Annotated in this window: 14 protein-coding genes; 8 read left to right on the forward strand and 6 right to left on the reverse strand. The window is 70.9% G+C overall.

What is annotated here, in order from left to right:
• Window positions 1-76: 76 nt before the first annotated feature.
• Together KLI87_RS05575 and KLI87_RS05580 are read right to left on the reverse strand one after the other, a co-directional pair.
• A complete protein-coding gene (locus tag KLI87_RS05575; protein ID WP_214616072.1) occupies window positions 77-1,312 on the reverse strand; it encodes a S8 family peptidase in 1,236 nt (411 codons plus the stop codon).
• Window positions 1,313-2,345: 1,033 nt separating this feature from the next.
• Window positions 2,346-2,960, reverse strand: a complete 615-nt coding sequence (locus KLI87_RS05580) for a dihydrofolate reductase family protein (RefSeq protein WP_156214544.1) — start codon at window positions 2,958-2,960, stop codon at window positions 2,346-2,348.
• A 510-nt stretch (window positions 2,961-3,470) separates the two neighbouring features.
• On the opposite strand from KLI87_RS05580, the gene KLI87_RS05585 reads away from it, so the two are divergent.
• Complete coding sequence (locus KLI87_RS05585; protein ID WP_308165860.1) at window positions 3,471-4,640, forward strand: hypothetical protein; 1,170 nt, start codon at window positions 3,471-3,473, stop codon at window positions 4,638-4,640.
• A gap of 154 nt (window positions 4,641-4,794) precedes the next feature.
• On the opposite strand, the gene KLI87_RS05590 is transcribed toward KLI87_RS05585, so the two are convergent.
• Window positions 4,795-5,187 carry a MarR family winged helix-turn-helix transcriptional regulator gene (locus KLI87_RS05590; RefSeq protein WP_156214543.1) on the reverse strand — a complete coding sequence of 131 codons (393 nt, stop codon included), beginning with the start codon at window positions 5,185-5,187 and terminating at the stop codon, window positions 4,795-4,797.
• Between the two features lie 102 nt (window positions 5,188-5,289).
• Between KLI87_RS05590 and KLI87_RS05595 the strand changes: the two genes are divergently transcribed.
• On the forward strand, window positions 5,290-6,741 hold the full coding sequence (locus tag KLI87_RS05595) for an MFS transporter (protein WP_308165861.1): 1,452 nt from the start codon (window positions 5,290-5,292) through the stop codon (window positions 6,739-6,741).
• 999 nt (window positions 6,742-7,740) lie between these two features.
• On the opposite strand, the gene KLI87_RS05600 is transcribed toward KLI87_RS05595, so the two are convergent.
• Both KLI87_RS05600 and KLI87_RS39785 read right to left on the reverse strand, forming a co-directional pair.
• The gene (locus KLI87_RS05600; protein ID WP_214616073.1) at window positions 7,741-10,128 is read right to left on the reverse strand and encodes a VIT domain-containing protein; all 2,388 of its coding nucleotides are present in this window, start codon (window positions 10,126-10,128) and stop codon (window positions 7,741-7,743) included.
• 11 nt (window positions 10,129-10,139) lie between these two features.
• Entirely contained in the window at window positions 10,140-11,135 is a 996-nt protein-coding gene (locus tag KLI87_RS39785) for a MerR family transcriptional regulator (protein WP_250903486.1), read from the reverse strand.
• Between the two features lie 287 nt (window positions 11,136-11,422).
• On the opposite strand from KLI87_RS39785, the gene KLI87_RS05610 reads away from it, so the two are divergent.
• Window positions 11,423-13,249: a sigma factor-like helix-turn-helix DNA-binding protein gene (locus KLI87_RS05610; RefSeq protein ID WP_214616074.1), complete on the forward strand. Its 1,827-nt coding sequence runs from the start codon at window positions 11,423-11,425 to the stop codon at window positions 13,247-13,249.
• A 183-nt stretch (window positions 13,250-13,432) separates the two neighbouring features.
• Entirely contained in the window at window positions 13,433-14,683 is a 1,251-nt protein-coding gene (locus KLI87_RS05615; protein WP_214616075.1) for a C40 family peptidase, read from the forward strand.
• A gap of 217 nt (window positions 14,684-14,900) precedes the next feature.
• On the opposite strand, the gene KLI87_RS05620 is transcribed toward KLI87_RS05615, so the two are convergent.
• Window positions 14,901-15,392: an inorganic diphosphatase gene (locus KLI87_RS05620; RefSeq protein ID WP_156214539.1), complete on the reverse strand. Its 492-nt coding sequence runs from the start codon at window positions 15,390-15,392 to the stop codon at window positions 14,901-14,903.
• A 171-nt stretch (window positions 15,393-15,563) separates the two neighbouring features.
• Here KLI87_RS05620 and dacB point away from each other — a divergent pair, with 171 nt between their 5' ends.
• The 4 genes from dacB (at window position 15,564) to hpt (ending at window position 20,036) form a co-directional block, all read left to right on the forward strand.
• Window positions 15,564-16,925: a D-alanyl-D-alanine carboxypeptidase/D-alanyl-D-alanine-endopeptidase gene (dacB, locus tag KLI87_RS05625; RefSeq protein ID WP_214616076.1), complete on the forward strand. Its 1,362-nt coding sequence runs from the start codon at window positions 15,564-15,566 to the stop codon at window positions 16,923-16,925.
• Window positions 16,926-17,133: 208 nt separating this feature from the next.
• Window positions 17,134-18,255 carry a zinc-dependent metalloprotease gene (locus KLI87_RS05630; RefSeq protein WP_214616629.1) on the forward strand — a complete coding sequence of 374 codons (1,122 nt, stop codon included), beginning with the start codon at window positions 17,134-17,136 and terminating at the stop codon, window positions 18,253-18,255.
• 77 nt (window positions 18,256-18,332) lie between these two features.
• A complete protein-coding gene (tilS, locus tag KLI87_RS05635) occupies window positions 18,333-19,382 on the forward strand; it encodes a tRNA lysidine(34) synthetase TilS (protein ID WP_214616077.1) in 1,050 nt (349 codons plus the stop codon).
• A gap of 90 nt (window positions 19,383-19,472) precedes the next feature.
• Complete coding sequence (hpt, locus tag KLI87_RS05640; protein ID WP_214616078.1) at window positions 19,473-20,036, forward strand: hypoxanthine phosphoribosyltransferase; 564 nt, start codon at window positions 19,473-19,475, stop codon at window positions 20,034-20,036.
• The last annotated feature ends 186 nt before the right edge of the window (window positions 20,037-20,222 follow it).

Raw genomic sequence — 20,222 nt, forward strand, 5'->3', positions numbered from 1 at the left:
TGGCCTGGCGGGTTCGTGGAGTCGAGGACGGCGAGGAGTGCCGTCCTACCGCCCGCTACCGGCGTTCTTGCGTCTGCTAACGGCGCGCTGCCAGCCTGGCGAGGGCGGTAACGTTCAGTAGCAGGTTCGGGGAGCCGCCGCCCGCGTCGGAGACGACGCCGGGCTGGGCGGCCCTGACCACGGCGTTCCGCGACTCCTGAGGCGTCGCGTTGGGGTGTCCCTCCAGGTAGAGGGCGAGTGCTCCGGCCGCGTGCGGTGTGGCCATGGACGTTCCGCCCAGGACCACCTCGCCGGTGTCGGACTCGTTGTCCGCCGAGACGATGTCGCCGCCCGGTGCGAACAGGTCGATGCAGCGGCCGTAGTTGGAGAAGTAGGACCGCCGGTCGCCCTCGTCCGTGGAGCCGAGGGTGACGGCCTCGGCCACGTCGCCTGGGGCGTCGCAGCCGTTCCGTGAGTCGTTGCCCGCGGCGATCGCGAACTGGATGCCCGCGCGGATGGCGCCGCGCGTCGCCTCGCGGAACGCCTGCGGTTCCGGGGCCGGAGGGTCCGAGCCGATGCTCATGTTGCCGATGGCCGGTTTGTGGGCGTTCTTCGCGACCCACTCCAGTCCCTGGATGGCGTAGCGGTCGGGGGAGTAGCCGTCGCAGTCCAGGACGCGGACGGCGACGATCCTGACGTCCTTCGCGACGCCGTGCTGCTCGCCGCCGACGGTGCCCGCGACGTGCGTGCCGTGGCCGTGGCAGTCCTGCGCGGTGGTGTCCTTGTCGACGAAGTCATAGCCGTAGGACGCCCTGCCCTCGAACGTCCGGTGGCTGATGCGGACACCGGTGTCCAGGACGTAGACGGTAACGCCGGTACCCGTGCCCGGGTAGGCGTAGGTGCGGTCCTGCCTGCCGTCGACGCGGTCCAGCCCCCAGGACGGAGGACTGGGCTGCGTACCGGGCCCGGCCGTATGCACCATCACCGATTTCTGCACGTACCGGACGGCCGGATCCGCGGCCAGGTGCCGTGCCTGCTCGGCGGTCATGTCGGCGGCGAAGCCGCGCAGCACGGCGCTGAAGACGCTCTGGACCGAGCCGCCGTGACGGCGCACCAGGTCCCTGGCCTGCGCGGACACTTGTGCTGCGGCGGTCGGCGCGAGAGAGGTCGCGCCGTTCAGCGCCACGATGTACTGGCCGTCGACCGTGCCGGGCGCGTCCGCGTTGATCACGATGCCCTCGGCGGCGTGGGCCGGCGCGCCGAGTACGCCGGTCAGCAGCACGGCGGCCGCGGCCGTCGCCGACCGTCTTCGGTTCCTGCGGGTCGTTCGCATTCTCGCCTCCATGATCTGTGGTGGGGACCGGCCGTGGGCCGACCCGGGAGCCACCATCGATCGATTCTGGCCAAGAATGGATGAACCGCTGGATTATGGTCAAAACTATCCAGAATCGGGCGTGCAGTAAGGCATGAGTCACCATCCATGCCTTGCTCGCTACTCTCCGTCATTGAGATCATGGTGTCCTGGGCACCGGCCGGCATGATGGCGCACTTCTGCTGGGGATGGTGGTCCTGTGGGGCACCTACGGACGAGCTGGCCGAGTGCGGCGGGCCGCGACGCCGCAGGTCCGTATGCAGGTGTGCGGCGCGGCCTCAGCTTTTTGCCTGCCGGACGCCATTGCGGGAGTCCGGGGGCGTTCGTCTTGATCGTCTCCGGATGGTTCTGCACGGAGGTCATCCGGCATGACCGGGCGGACGGCGCGTCCTCGTACCGGTCAAGGAGGCCCAGGTGAATGCCTGGATCTGATCTCCGGAGGTGCGGCGGAGCTGAAGTTTCTGGCCATGCTGCCGAACAGGTGATGCCGGGGCCTGGCCCGGGCGGCGTGGCGGCCCCGAACGCGGCGCGGGCGGGGCGCGGGCGGGGCGCGGGGCACGGACTTCCCGCAGCTCGATCCCGCCGACGCGCCGCCCGACACGCCGCCCGGCGGGCTGTCGGAATGGCTGGCGGGACGGCGAGCGGCGCGAATCACCGGTGGGTTCTCGCCTACTAGCCTTTCACCGGATTCGTTGCCGACCAGCCGTTCGCCCGTATCGAGCACCCGTCGCGCTGGGCGGGCCGCACCGGGGTGTCACGGTGCCCTGCGCCAACGGTCCCGTGGTTTGCGGCCGGACGGGCGTCGCTCCTCGCGTTCATGGAGTGCGTTGCTCCGACGTCCATGAACCGGGCCGACAAACGATTGCGCCTTGGCTGTTGGGCGCTGGGGCGCACGTCCGCCTCGTTCTGGAGGGGGCGGGCTGATGGGTGCGCGGGGGCGCAGCGCGTTGCACGCGTCCTGTGGAGGTACAAGCGCTGCGGCTTCTCGCGATGGCTATTCGGCGTTGGGCAGGTGCGACTTGGCGTCGTCGTAGGTGGCCTGCTTGGCAGGTTCGGCGGGGGCGTAGATGAGGTTGAGCACGCCCGTGTCGAAGGCTTCCGAGGAGATCAGCTTCAGCGGGATCGAGGTGTCGCCCTCGTCGAACAACCGCATGCCCTTGCGGATGGCGATCGGGTGCACCAGCAGGCGCAGCTCGTCGATCAGCTGGGCGTCCAGCAGGCGGCGGATGATCGAGATCGAGCCGGGGATGGAGATGAAGCCGTCCCCGGGCTCGTTCTTCAGAGCGGTGACCGCCTGGACGAGGTCGCCCTTGAGCTGCTCGGAGTTGCGCCAGGTGAACTCCAGCTGCTGGTTGGACACCACGATCTTCCGGACGTCGCCGAGCGTCTTGGCGAACTCGGCGTCCTCTCCGCCCGCAGCCTCACGGCCGGGCCAGGCGCCCGCGAAGCTGTCGTAGGTCTTGCGTCCGATCAGCATGGTGTCCGCCCCGACCATGCTGTTGGTGACCGCCACACCCATCTGATCGTTGAAGTAAGGGAAGTGCCACTTGTCGGGCGCCTCCACGACGCCGTCGAGTGAGATGAACAGGCCCGCGATGATCTTCTTCATGGTGGTCTCCCTGCGAGTCGTCGATGTGCTCTATCCCTGATGGACCTTCCGGGCCGCCCGAACTCATCGGTGAACCGGAGAACGGTCCGACTCGCCTCAGCTGTGTTGCCCGCTCGCGGCGTGGCGTCACCTGGGACGCTATCGGTGCCCTCTGACAAACGGAATCGCGGCCTTTCGGCGGGCTGAGGGACCGCTTCCGTGGTCTGTCCCGAGGCGGCGCAACTGCGGCGCCCGTCGCGTGGATGGAATGAGCCCTGAGGTGAACGGCTCCGTTCCGGCGGGTCCGTCAGAGGGAACCTGAGCAACGGCTCGACGTGCCGCACGCCGGGAGTCCCGTCCTCGCATCCGGTTATCGCAGGAACCTGCGGACCCCATAGGACTGGGACTATGCGGCCAGGTCATGGCCGGGTGACAACCGTGCGGAAGGAGCCCGGACTTTGGCTGAAGTAGCCATGTGACGAAGGTCATGTAGGGAGTTAGGGTCGGGGCAAAGCTGATCTTGGGGTGGTCGTGGAACTTCTGGACGTTGAGACGGTGCGGGACGAGGTGGAGTCCGCCCTGCGGGCCTGGCACGCATACGAGGTGGGCCGCGGATGCGCGCCGGTGATCGACTTTGACTGCCGTCCCGTGGAGGAGGAGATCGAGCCCGCGCGCAGCCGACTCGACGTCTACCGGCGGTTGATCGAGCTGCGGGAGCGCGCCGAGGGCGTCGATTGCCTGGCCGGACGTCTCGACGCGGACATCGCCTATCTCGGTGCCCTGCTCGGCGAGCACCGGCCGCTTGCCGAGTACGTGCAGGTCACGCAGGGGTGTGGGGCCGCGGGTTGGTCGGCGGAGTACGTCACCGCGATAGGTGAGCGGGCGCGCACGGCCTTGGCGGGCCTTGGCGTCGGCTGGGGCGCGGTGACCGACACCGAGTTGAACGAGGCGGAGGGGCCGCTCGACCTCGACGCGGCGCCCGAGGAGATCCGGCAGGCCAGCGACCGGTTCGAGCCGGCCGTCCGGAAGGCGACCGGCAGCACCGCGCCGTTCGAGCTTCACATCGAGACCGCCGACGTGGACGCGTACTGGGCGTACTGGCTCGATGGCGCGGGAAACAGCGTTCGGCTGCGGCTGAACCTGCGGAACGCGGTCTTCACCGAGGTCGGCGCGCGGCGGTTCGCCTTCCACGAAGTCCTCGGGCATGGCCTGCAGAGTTCCAGCTGGACCGAGACGGTGAAGGGCTCGGTGCCGTGGGTGCCGCTGATGTCCGTCCACGCCTTGCAGCAGGTGCTCCTCGAAGGGCTGGCCCAAACGCTGCCGCTCTTCATCTCCCCGGACGACCAGGCTCTCATCGCCCGGATCCGGCTCGATCACTACATCCAGCTCGTCCGGGCCGAACTGCACCTCGGCCTGGACGACGGTGTACCGATCAGGGATCTCGCCGATCACGCCCGGCGCCGCGTCCCGTGGTGGAGGGACGCGGTGATCGCCGACGCGTTGACGGACCGCCGCGATCCCCAGCTGCGCACCTACCTGTGGTCTTATCCGGCCGGAATCGACTGGTTCGTCCACCTCGCGGACGCGGACACCGCCACCCAGAGCGAGGTACTCCGCGCGGCCTACTCGACGCCCCTGACCCCCGCCGACCTGGTCTCCCTCTGGCCCGACGGCCCCGTCATCGGCGGTCCAGGGCGGTAAGCGGTGACGATGCCCTGGGCGGTGGGGTGCCGACGTTGTCGGCCGGTGCCGGGACGCGTGTTCCGGAGGTCGCGCGAGTGTCGCGGGCGTTGCCGCGACCGGGCGTGTGAGCCCGGACGTGGCTCCGGCGTGGGGCCGCGTTGAGGTAGAGGGGTCAGCCGACCAGTTCTGGGACGGCGGCCAAGTGCTTGGCGAGGACCTCCAGGTGGGTCTTCCTCGCCTTGGCATGGCACTGCCGGCCTGCCTCGGTGACCACGACGAAGACGCCGCGCCGGTCCGATTCGCAGAGGCCGCGCTGGACGAGGCCCTGCTTCTCCAGGCGGGCGACCGTCCGGGAGAGCGCGCTCTGGCTGAGGTACATCTCGGCCGCGATCTCCTGCATGCGGTGCTTCTCACAGTCGGACTCGACGAGCCGGTCGAGTGTCTCGAACTCGCTCATGGTCAGGCCGTGGGCCTCGTGCAACGTGCGATCGAGGTCACACGCGACGGTGTTGTAGCAGGTCGACAGCGATCGCCACCGCCCGACCAGAGCAGCGTTCGACTCCATGCCGCGCATCCTAGCATGCGCACGCATCAGATGCATCGGCATTAAATTCCGCAGAATTTAGTGCGTGGACATTTGATGCATGTGCATGTACTGTCCTTCGACGTGACTATCACCGACACCTCACCTGCCTCCGCCGTCCATGGGCCGGCGACCGGCGCCCCGGCCGAACAGACCTGGACCCCCCGGCTGTGGGGAGTCCTCGCCGTCCTCTGCGCTGTGCTCTTCCTCGACGGACTCGACGTCTCCATGGTGGGCGTCGCGCTGCCGTCGATCGGGTCCGAACTCGGCCTGTCGACCACCTCGCTGCAGTGGATCGTGAACGGCTATGTCCTGGGCTACGGCGGCCTCCTGCTGCTGGGCGGACGGACCGCCGACCTGCTGGGGCGTCGCCAGGTCTTCCTGGCCGCGCTGGCGGTGTTCGCCGTCGCGTCCCTGGTCGGCGGGCTGGTGAACGACGGCACGCTGCTCATCGTCACCCGTTTCGTGAAGGGCCTGGCCGCCGCGTTCACCGCGCCGACCGCCCTGTCCATCCTGACCACCACTTTCCATGAGGGCCCCGCGCGCAACAGGGCGTTGTCGGTCTTCTCGGTCTTCGGCGCCAGCGGTTACTCGTCCGGGCTGATCCTGGGCGGTTTGCTCACCAGCTTCGGCTGGCGCTGGACGTTCTTGACCCCCGTTCCGCTCGCTGTGATCGCGCTGGTCGCGGGCATCGCCCTGATCCCGCGGGACAAGCCGTCCGCCGACGGCGGGCACGATCTCGTCGGCGCCGTCACGTTGACCGGCGGCATGCTGCTGGCCGTCTACACCGTCGTGTCGGCACCGGACCGGGGCTGGCTCGACCCGGTGACCCTCGGCTCGGTCGCGGTCGCGGCGATCCTGCTGGCCGGGTTCGTCATCACCGAGAACAAGGTGAAGCACCCCCTGATCCGCCTCGGCATCCTGCGGATCGGCTCGATCGTCCGCGCCAACCTGAGCATCGTCGCGCTCTTCGGGTCGTACCTGAGCTTCCAGTTCATGATGACCCTGTACCTGCAGGACGTGCTGCACTGGTCGCCGCTGAAGATGGCGATGGCGCTGCTGCCCGCCGGACTCCTGGTGGCCTTCGGCTCCCCGTTCGTCGGCCGCCTCATCGACCGCTACGGGACGCCGCCGCTGATCTTCGCCTCGATGCTGTCGATGAGCCTCGGCTACGTGTGGTTCCTGGCGACCGCCGGTGACACGCCGCACTACGCGTTCACCGTCCTGCCGACGATGCTGCTGCTGGGCGGCGGCTTCGCGTTCGGGTTCAGCTCGATCATGGCGCAGGCCACCGATGGCATCGACGACTCCGAGCAGGGGCTCGCCTCCGGCCTGGTGCAGACCTCCGGCCAGGTCGGCGCGGCCCTGGTGCTCGCCGTCGTCACCGCCCTGGTCGCCGGTGGCGCGCAGGGCGGCGGCGGGGACTTCGGCGAGTTCCACCCCGGGGTCAACCTCGTCAGCGGCGTCGCGGTCGTGGGTCTGGTCCTCAACCTGATCCCCCTTCTCCGTCGTCGTCACAGCCCCAAGCACGTCTGATCGATCAGCCGAAGGCCCTTGGCTTCGGAAGGCACCCGCGGGGGCGCCCTCCGCCCCTGGGGGCCGGGTGATCGCGGGGGCGTCCTCCATCCAGGAGGGCGCCCCTTCGCGCTGCACCCCCTGCGGGTGCCTTCCCCGCCCCCTGCGGGTGCCTTCCCCCTGCCCTCTGCGGGTGTCTTCGCGCTGCCCTCTGCGGGTGTCTTCGCGCTGCCCTCTGCGGGTGTCTTCGCGCTGCCCTCTGCGGGTGTCTTCGCGCTGCGCCCCTCGTCCCTTCACCGCAGCCTCGATGGAGCGCGGATCCCGCCCAGGCGAGATCTTGCCCATCTGCTGTGCTCCGCCCCCAACACCCCGCCGGGCAGGGGGTGGGCGAGCCTTGGCCTATCTGCTGTGCCTGCTTTCCACACGCCCCTGCGCGGCTGGAGTGAGGGCGAGACCAGGGTCTCGCCCTGCGCATCCGCAGTGCCCGACGCCCGACGCTCGCCGTGCGGGTAGGTGGCGAGCGAGGCCTGGCCAACCGCTGAGCCCGCTCTCCGCACCTCACCGCGCGGCCTATCTGCTGTGCCTGCTCTCCACCTCTCACCGCGCGGGCTGGAGTGAGGGCGAGACCTTACGCATCCGCAGTGCTCGACGCTCGACGCTCGCCGTGTGGATGGGAGGCGAGCGAACGTGGCCCAATTGCTGAATCCGCTCTCCACGGCCTCGCCGCGCGGCTCGGGTGAGGCCTAGACCTTGTGGGTTAGCTAGGCCCGCCCCCACCTCGCTGTGAGGCTGGGGTGAGGGCGAGGCTTTGCGTAGGCGCTGTGTCCGCACCTCACGACCCTCCGCGCCGGTGCGGTGATGGTGGGGGTTCGCGCGTCTGGTGTGCCCGCCGGCGGCCCCTCGCCGAGTGGGTGTGCTTGTCGTGGATGTTGGTTGACGGCCGGGGGTGGTTGATCGGAAACGGGGTCGGGCCTTGGGTGCTCCCGTGAGTGGTGCGGGCGGTGGTGGGGTGGGCTGGGGTCAGTTGTTGCGTTTCCAGAAGGGGCGGCGGGGCGGCTCCTTGGCGAGATCGGTGAAGGTCTGGAGGGCGCGTGTCCAGACCTCGTTGACCTGTGTTGGGGCGGAGGACGTGTTCAGGTGGCGGAGTTCGTCGCGGAGCGCCCTCAGGGACGTGGTGTCGAGGTTGTGGGACGTCATGTGCCGGATGAGCGAGTCGAGGATGGGTGGTAGCTCGCGGGTCAGGTGATCGAGTCGCTGGTCGTGGTCGTCGGGGACGTGGCGGAGGCGTTCGAGTTCGGTGGTGATCTCCTGGCTGAGCGGACGGCGGGCCCTGCGGGGTGCGGGTGCGGGACCGGGCGCGGGGGGACGGGCCATCCGGTAGGCGGCTTCCGGTGGGCGGGCTGATCCTCGGCCGGCTACGGCTCCCGGTGCGGGAGGTGGCGGCATGGCCCCCGGTGCGGGTGGCGGCGCGCCGTAGGCCATGGAAGGGGGAGCGGCCGCGTCCATCTGGGCCGTGAAGGCGGCCGGGGCGACCATCGGGGCCGCCATCGGGGTCGCCCAACCATCGGGGGCCTCGACGGGCTGGATCGCCTGGTGGGGCGTGCCGCCTTCGGCGACGACCCGGCTGTCGACGGCCACGAAGGCGGTGAAGCGGCACAGGACACCGAATCTGAGGGAGGTCGCCACGATGCGGTGTTCGAGGTCGTCGGAGCCGCTGATCGTGTAGCGGTCTTCGAGGTCGCGTAGATGCGCGCGGGCCCAGATGGACGACGCGCTCGTGCTCTCGGTGATCGTGGCGGCGGCGTGCCGCTCCCAGGGCTCGCCGTCGCTGCCGGTGCCGTGGACGGACAGCGCTCCAGCGGGTTCTCCGCGGAAGCGGCCCGCGATCACCAGGGGGACGCCGGGGAAGAGTGCGTTGAAGCGGCTGGGGGAGACCGAGTCGGGCACGATCTCCAGCCCGTCGGCGCGGAGCGAGAGACCGGTCGCGAGTGGCGTGCCGATGCGGTGGTGGATGTGGTCCATCGCCTCGTCGAGGCGGTCTTCGGACTCGACGAGTTCGCAGGTGCCCTGGCCGATGGCGGCGAGGCGGTTCAGGAAGCCCGCGTTGACGGCCCGGTCGATGCCGACGGTGTGGACGTGGACGCCCCGGAGCCGGGGTTCCAGATGGGCGAGGATCTGGTCTTCGTTGCCGATCTGCCCGTCGGTGATGAGGACGAGGACCCGGTCCCGGGTGGAGTCGGCGAGCAGGGCGCAGCCCTCGTCGAGTGGGGCGAGCATCTCCGTCCCGCCGCGGGCGGTCAGCGTCGCCAGGTGCTCGACGGCGCGGAACCGGTTGCGGTCGGTGCCGTCGGCGAGGCCGGTGTCGAGGTCGCGCGGCCGCTCGACGACGGTGTCGAACGACAGCACGGCGAAGCGGTCCTCGGCGCGGAGCGTGTCCACCATGCGGGCGGCGGCGCGGCGGGCGGCGACCATCTTCCAGCCCTGCATGCTGCCGGAACGGTCGAGGATGAGGACCACGTCACGCGGCCTCGGTCGGGCCTCACCGGACGGGAGGACGGTCAGCGTGAACGTGCCCTCCTCACCGGAGGCGTCCGGGACCAGCATGAGGGACGCGGCTTCTCGCGCGGCGTAGTCGAAGCGCAGGATGAAGTCGCGGTTGAGGCGCTCGCCCGGCTGGACGCGCAGGGTCGTGCGCCCGGCCTCCTCCTTCTCGGTCACGACGTGCAGGGCGGAGCGGACCCCGGTGAGCGGCAGGCCGGACGGGTCGATGTCGGCGGAGATCGACAGCCGCACCGGGTTGGGGAAGCCGGGCAGGAGGACCGGCGGGCTGATCCGCGAGGCGTCGGGCACGGCGTCGGTGTCGTCCGCCACGCCCGAGCCCGCGCGTTCGTCGTCCAGCGGTGCGCCCGGGATGTAGCGGGGAGCCACGACCAGCGGGAACCTGAACGTGGCGCCGGAGCCCGCGTCGCCGGCCTCGTAGGGCAGCGGCTGGTCGAGCGTGAGCCGGACCGTCACGCGTTCACCGGGCAGGATGTTCCCGACCCGCATGGTGAAGACGTCCGGACGGTCCTCCTCGGCGATCGTGGCCCGCCGGCCGGCGGCGATGGCGGCGTCGTAGTCCTGCCGGGCCTGCCCCCGCTCCTTCAGTGTCCCCTCGATGACGCGGTCGTCCGCCTCCATCCGCAGCGAGGTGACGGCGGCGCGGTCGGGCAGCGGGAAGATGTAGGTCGCCTCCAGCGGAACGTCGAACGGGTTCCGGAAGCCCTGGGCGAGCTCGATCCCGGCGGACAGGCCGGTGATCGAGGCGTGGACGTCGACGGAGTCGAGCGGCAGGTTGCCCCTGTCGGTGGTCAGAGCCCCGAGCCCGCCGTCGGGTTCCGGAGGTGTCGCGGTCTCGGGTAGCGGCATGATGCGCACGGTCACTGTGACCTCCGGGGAGGGGCGGTGGGCAGGATCGGGGAGGGGACGAGGCCGCGTCGCCGCAACTCCTCCAGCAGCGGTTCCGCGGCGGTTTGGATCGCGGCGAGGTCGTCGCCGCCCAGCATGGAGACCTCCAGCAGCAGCGTGAGACCGGGTGCCAGGCGGACGCCCTGGACGAGCGCGGGTGGAGGCGTGTCGTAGTCGACGGACACGTCCCGGTCGTAGGTCACGTCGGGGCGGGTGCTCCAGAACCGTGGACGGCCCGCGGAGCCGGCCACGTCACCGGCTGCGGTGCCCGGCGGCTCCTCGGCGCTTGAGGGGAGGTCGACGGCCGCGCTCGTCCAGGCGGAGTCGGGGGCGCTGGTCGTTGGTTCCTGCTGGTGCGGTGGGGCTGCCGTCTCGGGTGCCTCGGTGGTGGTGCCTGGGCGGGCCGGGGTGGGCGTGGCGGCGGGACGGGAAGTGGCGGAGTCCGGCGGCCGGGCGTTCCGGCTTTCTGTGGTGTCCGCTGGCGACGGTGTCGGATGGGGTGCACCTTTTGGGGAGCCGGAAACGCGGCCGGTGGTTCGGTTTCGCTGTCCGGTTGATGCCGCGCTCTTTCGCGGCCGGGCGACGGCATCGGTGCTCGGCGCGTCCGTCGGCTGCGGGCCGGATGTGGCGGCCGGTGGTGCCGGAGAGCCGGGGGCGGGAAGGGCGGCGATCTGTTCGAGTTTCGCGTCGGTGGCGGCGGCCAGCTCCAGTTGGATCTCGGCGATCGAGCGCCCCGCGGCCTGCCGTCGCTTCACGGCCGTGAGCTGGAGCAGATGGCGCCGGCCGTAGAGCGCGGTGCGCCCGCGCCGCGCCAGCGGCGGGTCGACGAGGCCGATCGTCGTGTACCACCGGATCAGCCGCTCGTTCGGCATGTCGCGGACCCGGCCGCTGACCTGCGCGGATTCGCCGGCGGCGAGGGCCGCCACGGCGCGTTCCGCCAGCTCGCCGATCGTCCAGGTTCCGTCCATGGCCCCATGGTGACACTGTCACGATGACAGTGTCAACGTTGATTCGTCCGAGATCACCCGAAGGGGCGGGAAGTCACGAAGATTCGAAATGGTGGGTTTGTCGCGTCGAGTGCGTCGCCCCGGCATCCCCTCCGCATGGAAGCCGATATGACAGTTGATTTGCCGGGAAAATTTAACTTGTCGCAATTCAGTAAAGTGTCAGCTAATGCGGGAGGATGGCGCGCGACACCGGCTTCAGATCCCTTGAATTGACGGCTGGGGGATCTCAGAGCACTTACCTTGCTGCCATGGACGACCCTCTTCTGGTCGAGGCGTTGGGCGCGCACGATCCGGATGCCATGGCAGAGCTCTATGACGCGTATGCCGATCGGCTCTACGCCTACTGCTGGTTCCAGTTGCATGACAGTGACGCGTCCCAGACCGTGCTGCGCGACGCCTTCGTGGTGGTCGAGGCTCATATCGGCAGGTTGCGCGACCCGGATCGGTTCGGGGCGTGGCTGTACGCCATCGCCCGGCAGGAGTGCTCCCGCCGCCCGCCGCCCGCCGGCGCCCGCCCGCCCGACCTCCCCGTCGCCCAGCCCGACCAGGACGACGCCGATCGGCGGATCATGGCGTGGCAGGCCGTGCTGGCGCTGCCGCCGCGCGCCCGTGAGGTCCTGGAGCTTCGCGTTCGGCACCAGTTGTCGGTACCCGACCTCGCGGCGATCTTCGACATGCCGCCCAAGGAGGCCCAGGCCGCGCTGGATCGCGCGCACGAGGAGCTCGGAGAGGCGCTGACGGCCGAGCTCCTCGCTCATCAGGGCCCCTACGGGTGCGCCGAACGAGCGCTGCTCCTGCGCGTGCGCCGGGGTGAGCCCTCGACGGAGCGGGGGGAGCGGCTTCTCCAGCACGCTAGGGAATGCGAGGTCTGCGGGGCTTTCCGTACGCGTACCGTGTCGGCGGCCAAGGTGTTCGGCCTGCTTCCGGACGTGGAGCCTCCGGCAGACCTGCGGCAGCGGGTACTGGACTGCTTCCGGGACGAGGAACTCGTCGGTTACCGGCTCTTCGTCGCCACCCGCGCGACCGAGTTCACGCCGAGCGGGTTTCCGGTCCAGCCGAGGGAGCCGGTGCATGCGCCTGACGCGTCCTCCCCTGGGCGCGGTTTCGCTTGGCCGCATCGCCTCCGTCCGGCGCGTATCGCGTCACAGGGGGTCAAGCCGGGTACGCGCCACCGTCGAGCGACCGTCGTGGTGGGAGCGGCGGCGGTCCTCCTCGGGGGTGTGCTCGCCTCAATGAACGGGTTCCTCGGCCTGCTGGGCGGGAGCCCCGAACGGGCCGATACCGTCGCAAGCCCCCGCCCGAGTGCTGGGTCGGGCCGGTTGCCGGCACGTGCCGAGGGCGCCACCGCACGGCCGGGGACGGGCCGGGACGGATCCATCGACGCCGTGCCCGTGTCGGCCACCTTCCCGCTCGGCTCGCGCGAGTCGTCCGCGCCGCCGATCGCCCTGTCCCCGACGTCCTCGGGCGCGGTGTACGAGGTCAGTGCCGAGAGCTGGGGGCGGAACACGGCGTCCTCCGGTGAGGCCAGGCGGCTGGAGGTCGCCCCGCACTTCCTCGATCTGGCGGGAGGTTCGGACGGAGCGATCGTGCTGCGCGCGGTGGGCAGCCCGGTCACGTGGCATGCCAGGAGCTGGGGCGGCGTGCGGGCCGACCCGGCTTCCGGACGCCTTGAGCCGGGGCAGGCGGCGACCGTGAACGTGCATGTACGCCGGGCCGCAACTTCGCAGGGCGAAGGTGGCGTCGCGTTCCAGCCCGGCGGCATTCCCGTTCATGTCACCTGGCGGCCCGGCAGTCCCGCCCCAGGACCACGCCCTCCGTCGGCGCCCACTCCCACGAGTACGGGCCCAGCGGTTCCCACCACGCCATCGGCGACGGGAGGGGCGGGTGGCCCGGTTTCACCTTCGGCGCCCAAGCCGCCGCCTTCCCCGCCGAAGCAGCAGAAGCCGGATCCGGCCCCCGCGTCGGGCCCGCCGGCGTCCAAGAGCAATTCGGCTCCGCCGCAGTCGCCGGGCAACCTGCCCGCGCCGCCGATCCCTCCCGGCCTTGGCCCCGCCACGAGCCGGTCCGCGAAGTGAGACGGCCGATCTGCCCGTGTCGCGACCGATCCTGACTGATTCGTACGCGCCCGACCGGTCCAGTCGTGCTTGGGCGGTTCGACCATGTCCGGGGCAGGGAAGTTCCGATCGTTGCCCAACTGCACCACTCTTCGTAGGTGATCATTTGCGCTAAGCAAAACCGGCCGCGGGCAGGACGTGTTCATGGCATCGAGCACGGCGGGGCTCCGCGGCCGGACCCGTACCTCCACCTGGGGTGCGATGCTGCGCTTCGTCGCCCTCTCCACCGGGGTGACGATCGGCGCGGCGTGGCTGATGCCGTCCGCTTCCGCCAAGCCCGCCCCCAGCGCGCGGGACGTGGAGCGGAGCGAGCGCGCGGTCGAGGACCGTGCGGCGGAGGTCGGCCGGACCAAGGCGATGCTCGCCCAGGCGGACGGCGAACTCGGCAGGCTCGCGGTCGCCGCCGAAAGCGCCATCGAGCGCTACAACGGCGAGCGGGTCAGACTGGAGCAAGCCCACCGGACCTACCGCGACGCCCAGGCGCGACTCGTCCAGGCAAGGCGGCGGGTGGCGGAGAACCAGGCCGCGCTGGCGACGTTCGCGGCGCAGGCCTACCAGCACAACACGGGCTACGACCAGATGTCGTCCGCCGTCTCCGGTCACGGCGGCCCCCAGGGGTTCATGGACCGGGCGGGGATGGTGGAGGTGCTCGCCGAGCAGCGTGCGGGCGCGCTCCGCCGGGTGGAGGCGTCCGAGACCGTGGCGGGTGTCTTCCGTAAGCAGGCGGAGGACGCGTTCAAGGAGCAGGGGGACGCGACCGGACGCGCGGAGGACGCCAAACGGCACGCGCAGGACGCGGTGGATGTGCAGCAGGCATCCGTCCAACGCATAGCCGCGGTGAAGCGGAAGCTGGAGTCTCGCCTGGCCGAAGCGGAGACGCATGCGGCCCGGCTCAAGCGCGCGCGGGCGCAGGCGTTGGAGGCTGCGGAGACCCGATCGGCCTACGAGGGTTCAGGCCGTCCGGCCGCCGGCCTGGCCATGTCCAGGACGCGCGGTGTCATCGTCGCGCGGGCGGCGCTCCGGTGGCTCGGCACGCCGTACTCCTGGGGCGGGGGCACGGCGAGCGGGCCGAGCCTCGGTACCGGGCAGGGCGCGAGCATCTACGGCTTCGACTGCTCCGGCCTGTCCATGTACGCGTGGGCCCAGGCGGGTGTCCGGCTCGACCACTGGACGGGTACGCAGTGGACGTCCGGCCCGCACGTCCCGGTGAGCGAGCTTCGTCCGGGGGATCTGGTCTTCTTCGCCAAGGACACGTCCAACCCGGACACGATCCACCACGTCGGCATCTACCTCGCCCAGGACCGGATGGTGGAAGCGCCCTACACGGGTGCGCGCGTACGGATCTCCAGCATCCACCGGAACGACCTGATCGGCGCCACACGCCCCGCAGGCTGAGCTGCTCTTGAGCCGATCCGCATCCGTATCGGGCCCCGCAGGGGACGCCTGGAAGGTGAGAACCCTTCCGCACGGTGTCCCGTGCGGAAGGGTTCTCCAGGAGCCCGTCTCGCGGGCGGCGGCGGGAGCGGACCAGCGCCGTCCGCCAAGCGTCGTCCCGAGTCGCGCGGTGTCGTCCTGGGGCGGAGCCCCGACGGTCACCAGGGCCGGGAGTCCCTCAGTGCCCGCCCTGGTCGGCGGCGCGCTTGCGGGAGCGCTCGATCTCGACCTCGGCCTCGACCCGGCCCACCCAGCTCGCGCCCTCCACGGACTTACCGGGCTCAAGGTCCTTGTACACCTCGAAGAAGTGCTGGATCTCCAGCCGGTCGAACTCGGCGACGTGGTGGATGTCGCGCAGGTGCTCCATGCGCGGGTCCGTCGCGGGGACGCACAGGACCTTGTCGTCACCACCGGCCTCGTCCGTCATCCGGAACATGCCCACCGCGCGGCAGCGGATGAGGCAGCCGGGGAACGTCGGCTCCTGCAGCAGGACCAGCGCGTCCAGGGGGTCGCCGTCCTCGCCGAGCGTGTCCTCGATGAACCCGTAGTCGGCGGGGTACTGCGTGGAGGTGAACAGCATGCGGTCGAGCCGGATTCGGCCGCTCTCGTGATCCACCTCGTACTTGTTCCGCTGGCCCTTGGGGATCTCAATGGTGACGTCGAAATCCAAGATGTCCTCCGCTCCCTGCGCGGTCGCAGTGAATAGTCTTTCGGGAGCCTGTGCGGGCGAGGCCGCCCCCAACAGGGTGGGTGTTCCCTTATATAAGGATGTCGCACGTTGGTGGTTGCTGAGTGGGAGAGGGGCGGTCACGTGCCTGGACGGGGCCGGACCCTGGCAGTGATGTCATTGTCCCTCCTTATTGTCTTCACCGTCGTGGCGGGGGTGGCAGTGGCGAAACTCACACCACAACGGCACCTGTCGCCCCAGCCCCCCTCCGTCGCCGAGCGCGATCTCGTGCGGGCTTCGGCCGTGGTGCCCGCCGCCGATCCCACCGGGGGACGCCCGCCGAACGCCTCCGCCCTCGCCGGACGGCTGTCACCCCTGATCGGTGGCCCGGGCGGGAAGGTTAACGCGGTCGTCATCGACGCCGTGACCCGGCATCCGCTGTTCGACCTGCGCGCCGGGCAGCCGGCCACCCCGGCGTCCACCACGAAGCTGGCGACATCGGTGGCGGTGCTGGCGTCGGCCGGGCCCCGGCACCGGATCACCACCAAGGTCGTGCGCGGCGCCGGCGGCGGAATCGTGCTGGTCGGTGGCGGGGACCCCACCCTCACCGCCCTCCCGGAGCGCCCCGGCGGGGGCCATCCGCCCTACGCCTCGCTCTCGGAGCTGGCCAGGCAGACCGCCGCGAACCTCAAGTCGTCCGGAGTGAGGCGCACGCGAGTGGACTACGACACGTCCGCCTATCAGGGCCCCCGCGCCGCCGCCAGTTGGAAGCCCAACTACCTCCCCGACGGTGAGCTCGCTCCTGTCACCGCGCTGACCGTGGACGAGGGACGGGTCGCTCCCGCGGGTTCGGCGCACAAGACCCGGGTCGCCAACCCGCCCGCCGCGGCGTCGGCCACGTTCGCGCGCCTGCTGTCCCGGTACGGGGTGTCCGCCAAGGCGGGACGGATGGTCACCGCGCCGAAGGCCGCGGCGCAACTGGGCGCGGTCCAGTCGCCCCCCGTGTCCGCTCTGGTCGAGCATCTACTGACCGACAGCGACAACGATGTGGCCGAGGCGATGGCCAGGCAGGTCGCCATCAAACTGGGGCGCCCGCCGTCGTTCGCGGGGGCGGCCCAAGCGGTGCACGACGTCCTCGCCAGGCTCGGCGTCGCGAACGGCGTGCAGGTCAACGACGGCAGCGGGCTGTCGCCCCAGAACCGGATCTCGCCGGTCGCGCTCGCACGCATCGTCTCCCTCGCGGCCGGCCCCGACCGCCCCGACCTGCGGGCCGTCATCACGGGCCTGCCCATCGCGGGCTTCTCCGGGACGCTGAGCCCGCCCCGCTACACGGTTCCGGCGAGCCAGGGCGGGGCCGGGATCGTGCGCGCGAAGACCGGCACGCTGTCGGGCGTCAGCACGCTCGCGGGCATCGCCTATGACGCGGACGGACGACTGCTGGCGTTCGCCTTCATGGCGGGCGACGGCAAGGCGCCGGTGGACCCCGGAAAACTCGACAGGCTCGCCGCCGCCGTCGCGACGTGCGGATGCGGCTGATGGGTCGCGTGTCGACGGCTGGGGCGGATGGTGCGGCCGACCTCCGCCGCACGGGGTTTCGGCCTGGCTGAACTGGTCTTATCGGCAGGCCGCCCGGGTGTGGGCGGGCCCGTACGGGAGATAACCAGAACGGTTGTTCGTTGAACGATCGTGCAGGGGCGCTCCGGCGCCGTCTCCGAAACGTACGGTGGAGTACATGAGCGCCTCAATGATCGACTGGAACGTGGCGGTCCAGGCCGGTACCCGGCTCGTCAGGCCGGGGCCCCAGGTCAGCCAGGCGGAGGCCCGTGAGGTCGTGACGGAGCTCCGCGAGCTGTCCAGGCTCGCCCACGGACACGTCCGGGAATTCACCGGCATGGCCTCCGAGGTCGATCCGGCCCCCGCGACGATCGTCGACCGGCCCGGCTGGATCCGGGCCAACGTCGACGGTTTCCGGGTGGTGCTCGAACCGCTCATGGAGCAGATGTCCGAACGTCGCGGGACGGGCGGGCTGGGCGGGCTGGGCGGCGCGGGCAACGTGGTCGTCCAAGCCGTCGGTTCCAGGGTCACGGGCATGCAGGTGGGCGCGATCCTGGCCTACATGGCGAGCCGCGTCCTCGGGCAGTACGAGCTGTTCCTGCCTCCGGACCCGTCCGGCCGCGCTCCGACGGGCAGGCTCACCCTGGTCGCGCCCAACATCGTGCATGTCGAGCAAGAGCTGGGCGTGGAATCACGGGACTTCCGCCTCTGGGTGTGCCTCCACGAGGAGACGCACCGCGCCCAGTTCACCGGCGTCCCCTGGCTGCGCGAGTACGTGCAGGACCAGATGACCAAGTTCCTCCTCGCGTCCGACCTGGACCCCGGCGTCATGCTGGACCGCATCCGGGACGCGGCGGAGGCCGTCGCCGACGCCGTCCGGGGCGGTGACGCCAACCTCATCGACGCGATCCAGAGCCCCGAGCAGCGCGAGATCCTCGACCGGCTCACCGCGGTGATGACGCTGGTGGAGGGCCACGGCGACTACGTCATGGACGCCGTCGGCCCGGAGGTCGTCCCTTCCGTGCAGCAGATCCGGTCGCGCTTCCAGGGGCGGCGGGACGGCGGCTCCAAGCTGGACAAGACGATCCGGCGGCTGCTCGGCATCGACCTGAAGATGAAGCAGTACGCCGAGGGCTCGCGGTTCGTGCGGAGGGTCGTCGCCGAGACCGGCATGTCCGGCTTCAACAAGGTCTGGCAGTCGCCGGAGTCCCTGCCGACGCACGACGAGATCAAGGAACCGGCGCTGTGGATAGCGCGGGTGGTCGGTCCCCAGGCGATCGACGTGGCCCCGCCGGAGGCCAACGAGGCGTGAGCCGGAGCGGCCGATCCCGGCGCCCGCACCGGTTCCCGCACGCCGAATATGTCGGCGGGTGGTGGTAGAGGTAGCGCATGGGGCCTGATCCGGCGGTGGCGGCGGTACGTCACGCTGTGCGGGGGGCGCTCGCCTCACTGCCGCCCGACGCGATGGTGCTCGCGGCCTGTAGCGGCGGGGCCGACTCGCTGGCGCTCGCCGGGGCGCTGGCGTTCGAGGCGCCGCGCTCCGGACGCCCGGCGGGCGCGGTCACGGTCGACCACGGCCTCCAGGAGGGCTCCGGGGCCCGCGCGGACACCGTCGTCCGCGTGCTCACGGGCCTCGGCCTGGACCCGGTCGGATCGGTCGCCGTCACGGTGGGGGCCGAGGGCGGAATGGAGAACGCCGCCCGCAACGCCCGCTACGCGGCCCTGGACGCGGTCGCCCAGCGGTTGGACGCCGCCGCGGTCCTCTTGGGCCACACCAGGGACGACCAGGCCGAAACCGTTCTGCTGGGGTTGGCGCGGGGTTCCGGTACGCGCTCCCTGTCCGGCATGGGCTCGTCCTTCACACGCACACGCTCCACCCCAGAGCGCGTGGCGACCGTGCTCTACCAACGGCCTCTGCTGGAACTCGGGAGGGCGACCGTGCGCAGGGCCTGCCTCGCCATGGGGTTGGAACCGTGGGACGACCCCCACAACGATGACCCGGTCTACACGCGCGTGCGCGTCCGCCATGAGGCCCTCCCCGTCCTGGAGAAGGCGCTGGGCCCCGGCGTGGCCGAGGCGCTGGCGAGGACGGCCCGGATGCTCCGCGACGACGCCGACGCCCTCGACGAGCTGGCCGAGGCCGCGTACGCGGATCTGACGGCCTCCGAACAGGCCGGCCCCACCCGTGGGGGCGACGGCCCCCGCGCCCTTGTCACGCTTCGTCTGGACGGGCTAGGCGACCTGCCCAGGGCCGTCCGCACCCGGGTGTTGCGGATGGCGGCGATCGAGGCCGGAAGCCCACCCGGTACGCTCGCGGCCGTCCATGTCGATGCAATGGATCGGCTGGTCACGGCCTGGCACGGCCAGCGGCACGTCGACCTGCCCGGGGGTCTTCGCACGTTCCGGCGGTATGGCAGGCTGCTGTTCGGCCCGGCCTGATATCGCGTCGCAGGCGCCGATCGGCGCGTCCGCCGCGCGGCGGCGCCCGTCCGCCGGGCAAGCGAGTGTCACAGCGATGAGGGTGGGGTTGTGGACGAGAAGGACCTGGGCACGGACCTGGCGAAGGTACTGATCCCCGAGGACCGGTTGCAGGCCAAGGTGCGGGAGTTGGCCGAGCAGATCGACGCCGACTACGCGGGCAGGGACCTGCTCCTCGTCGGGGTCCTGAAGGGCGCCGTCATGATCATGGCGGACCTCGCGCGCGCCCTGCACACGCCCGCGTCGATGGACTGGATGGCGGTCTCGTCGTACGGCTCCGGGACCAAGTCGTCCGGTGTGGTGCGGATCCTCAAGGACCTGGACACCGACATCATCGACCGCCACGTCCTGATCGTGGAGGACATCGTCGACTCGGGTCTGACCCTGTCGTGGCTGGTGAGCAACCTCCTGTCGCGTGGGCCCGCCTCGCTGGAGATCTGCGCGCTGCTGCGCAAGCCCGAGGCGGTCAGAACCGACATCGACGTGCGCTACATCGGGTTCGACATCCCCAACGAGTTCGTCATCGGGTACGGGCTCGACTACTCGGAGAAGTACCGGAACCTGCCATTCGTCGGCACGCTCGCCCCGCACGTGTACGGAGGGGACAGGGCCTGACGCGGGGGAGGGCCGCATAGGGAACGCTTCACGCGGGAGCGGCGAGCGCGGGGTGACGGCGACTTGTCCCCCCTGTTCGATGGGGCGGTGCGGGCGCCGGGCCGGTTCGCGCTTACTCTTGACCTGCGGCACCCGCCCCTGGACGGATGTGTTCCAGAGCCCCGGCTCGGGGCGGGCCCGGACCGG

The organism is Actinomadura sp. NEAU-AAG7 (assembly GCF_018603865.1).
Classification (GTDB): Bacteria; Actinomycetota; Actinomycetes; order Streptosporangiales; family Streptosporangiaceae; genus Spirillospora; species Spirillospora litoris.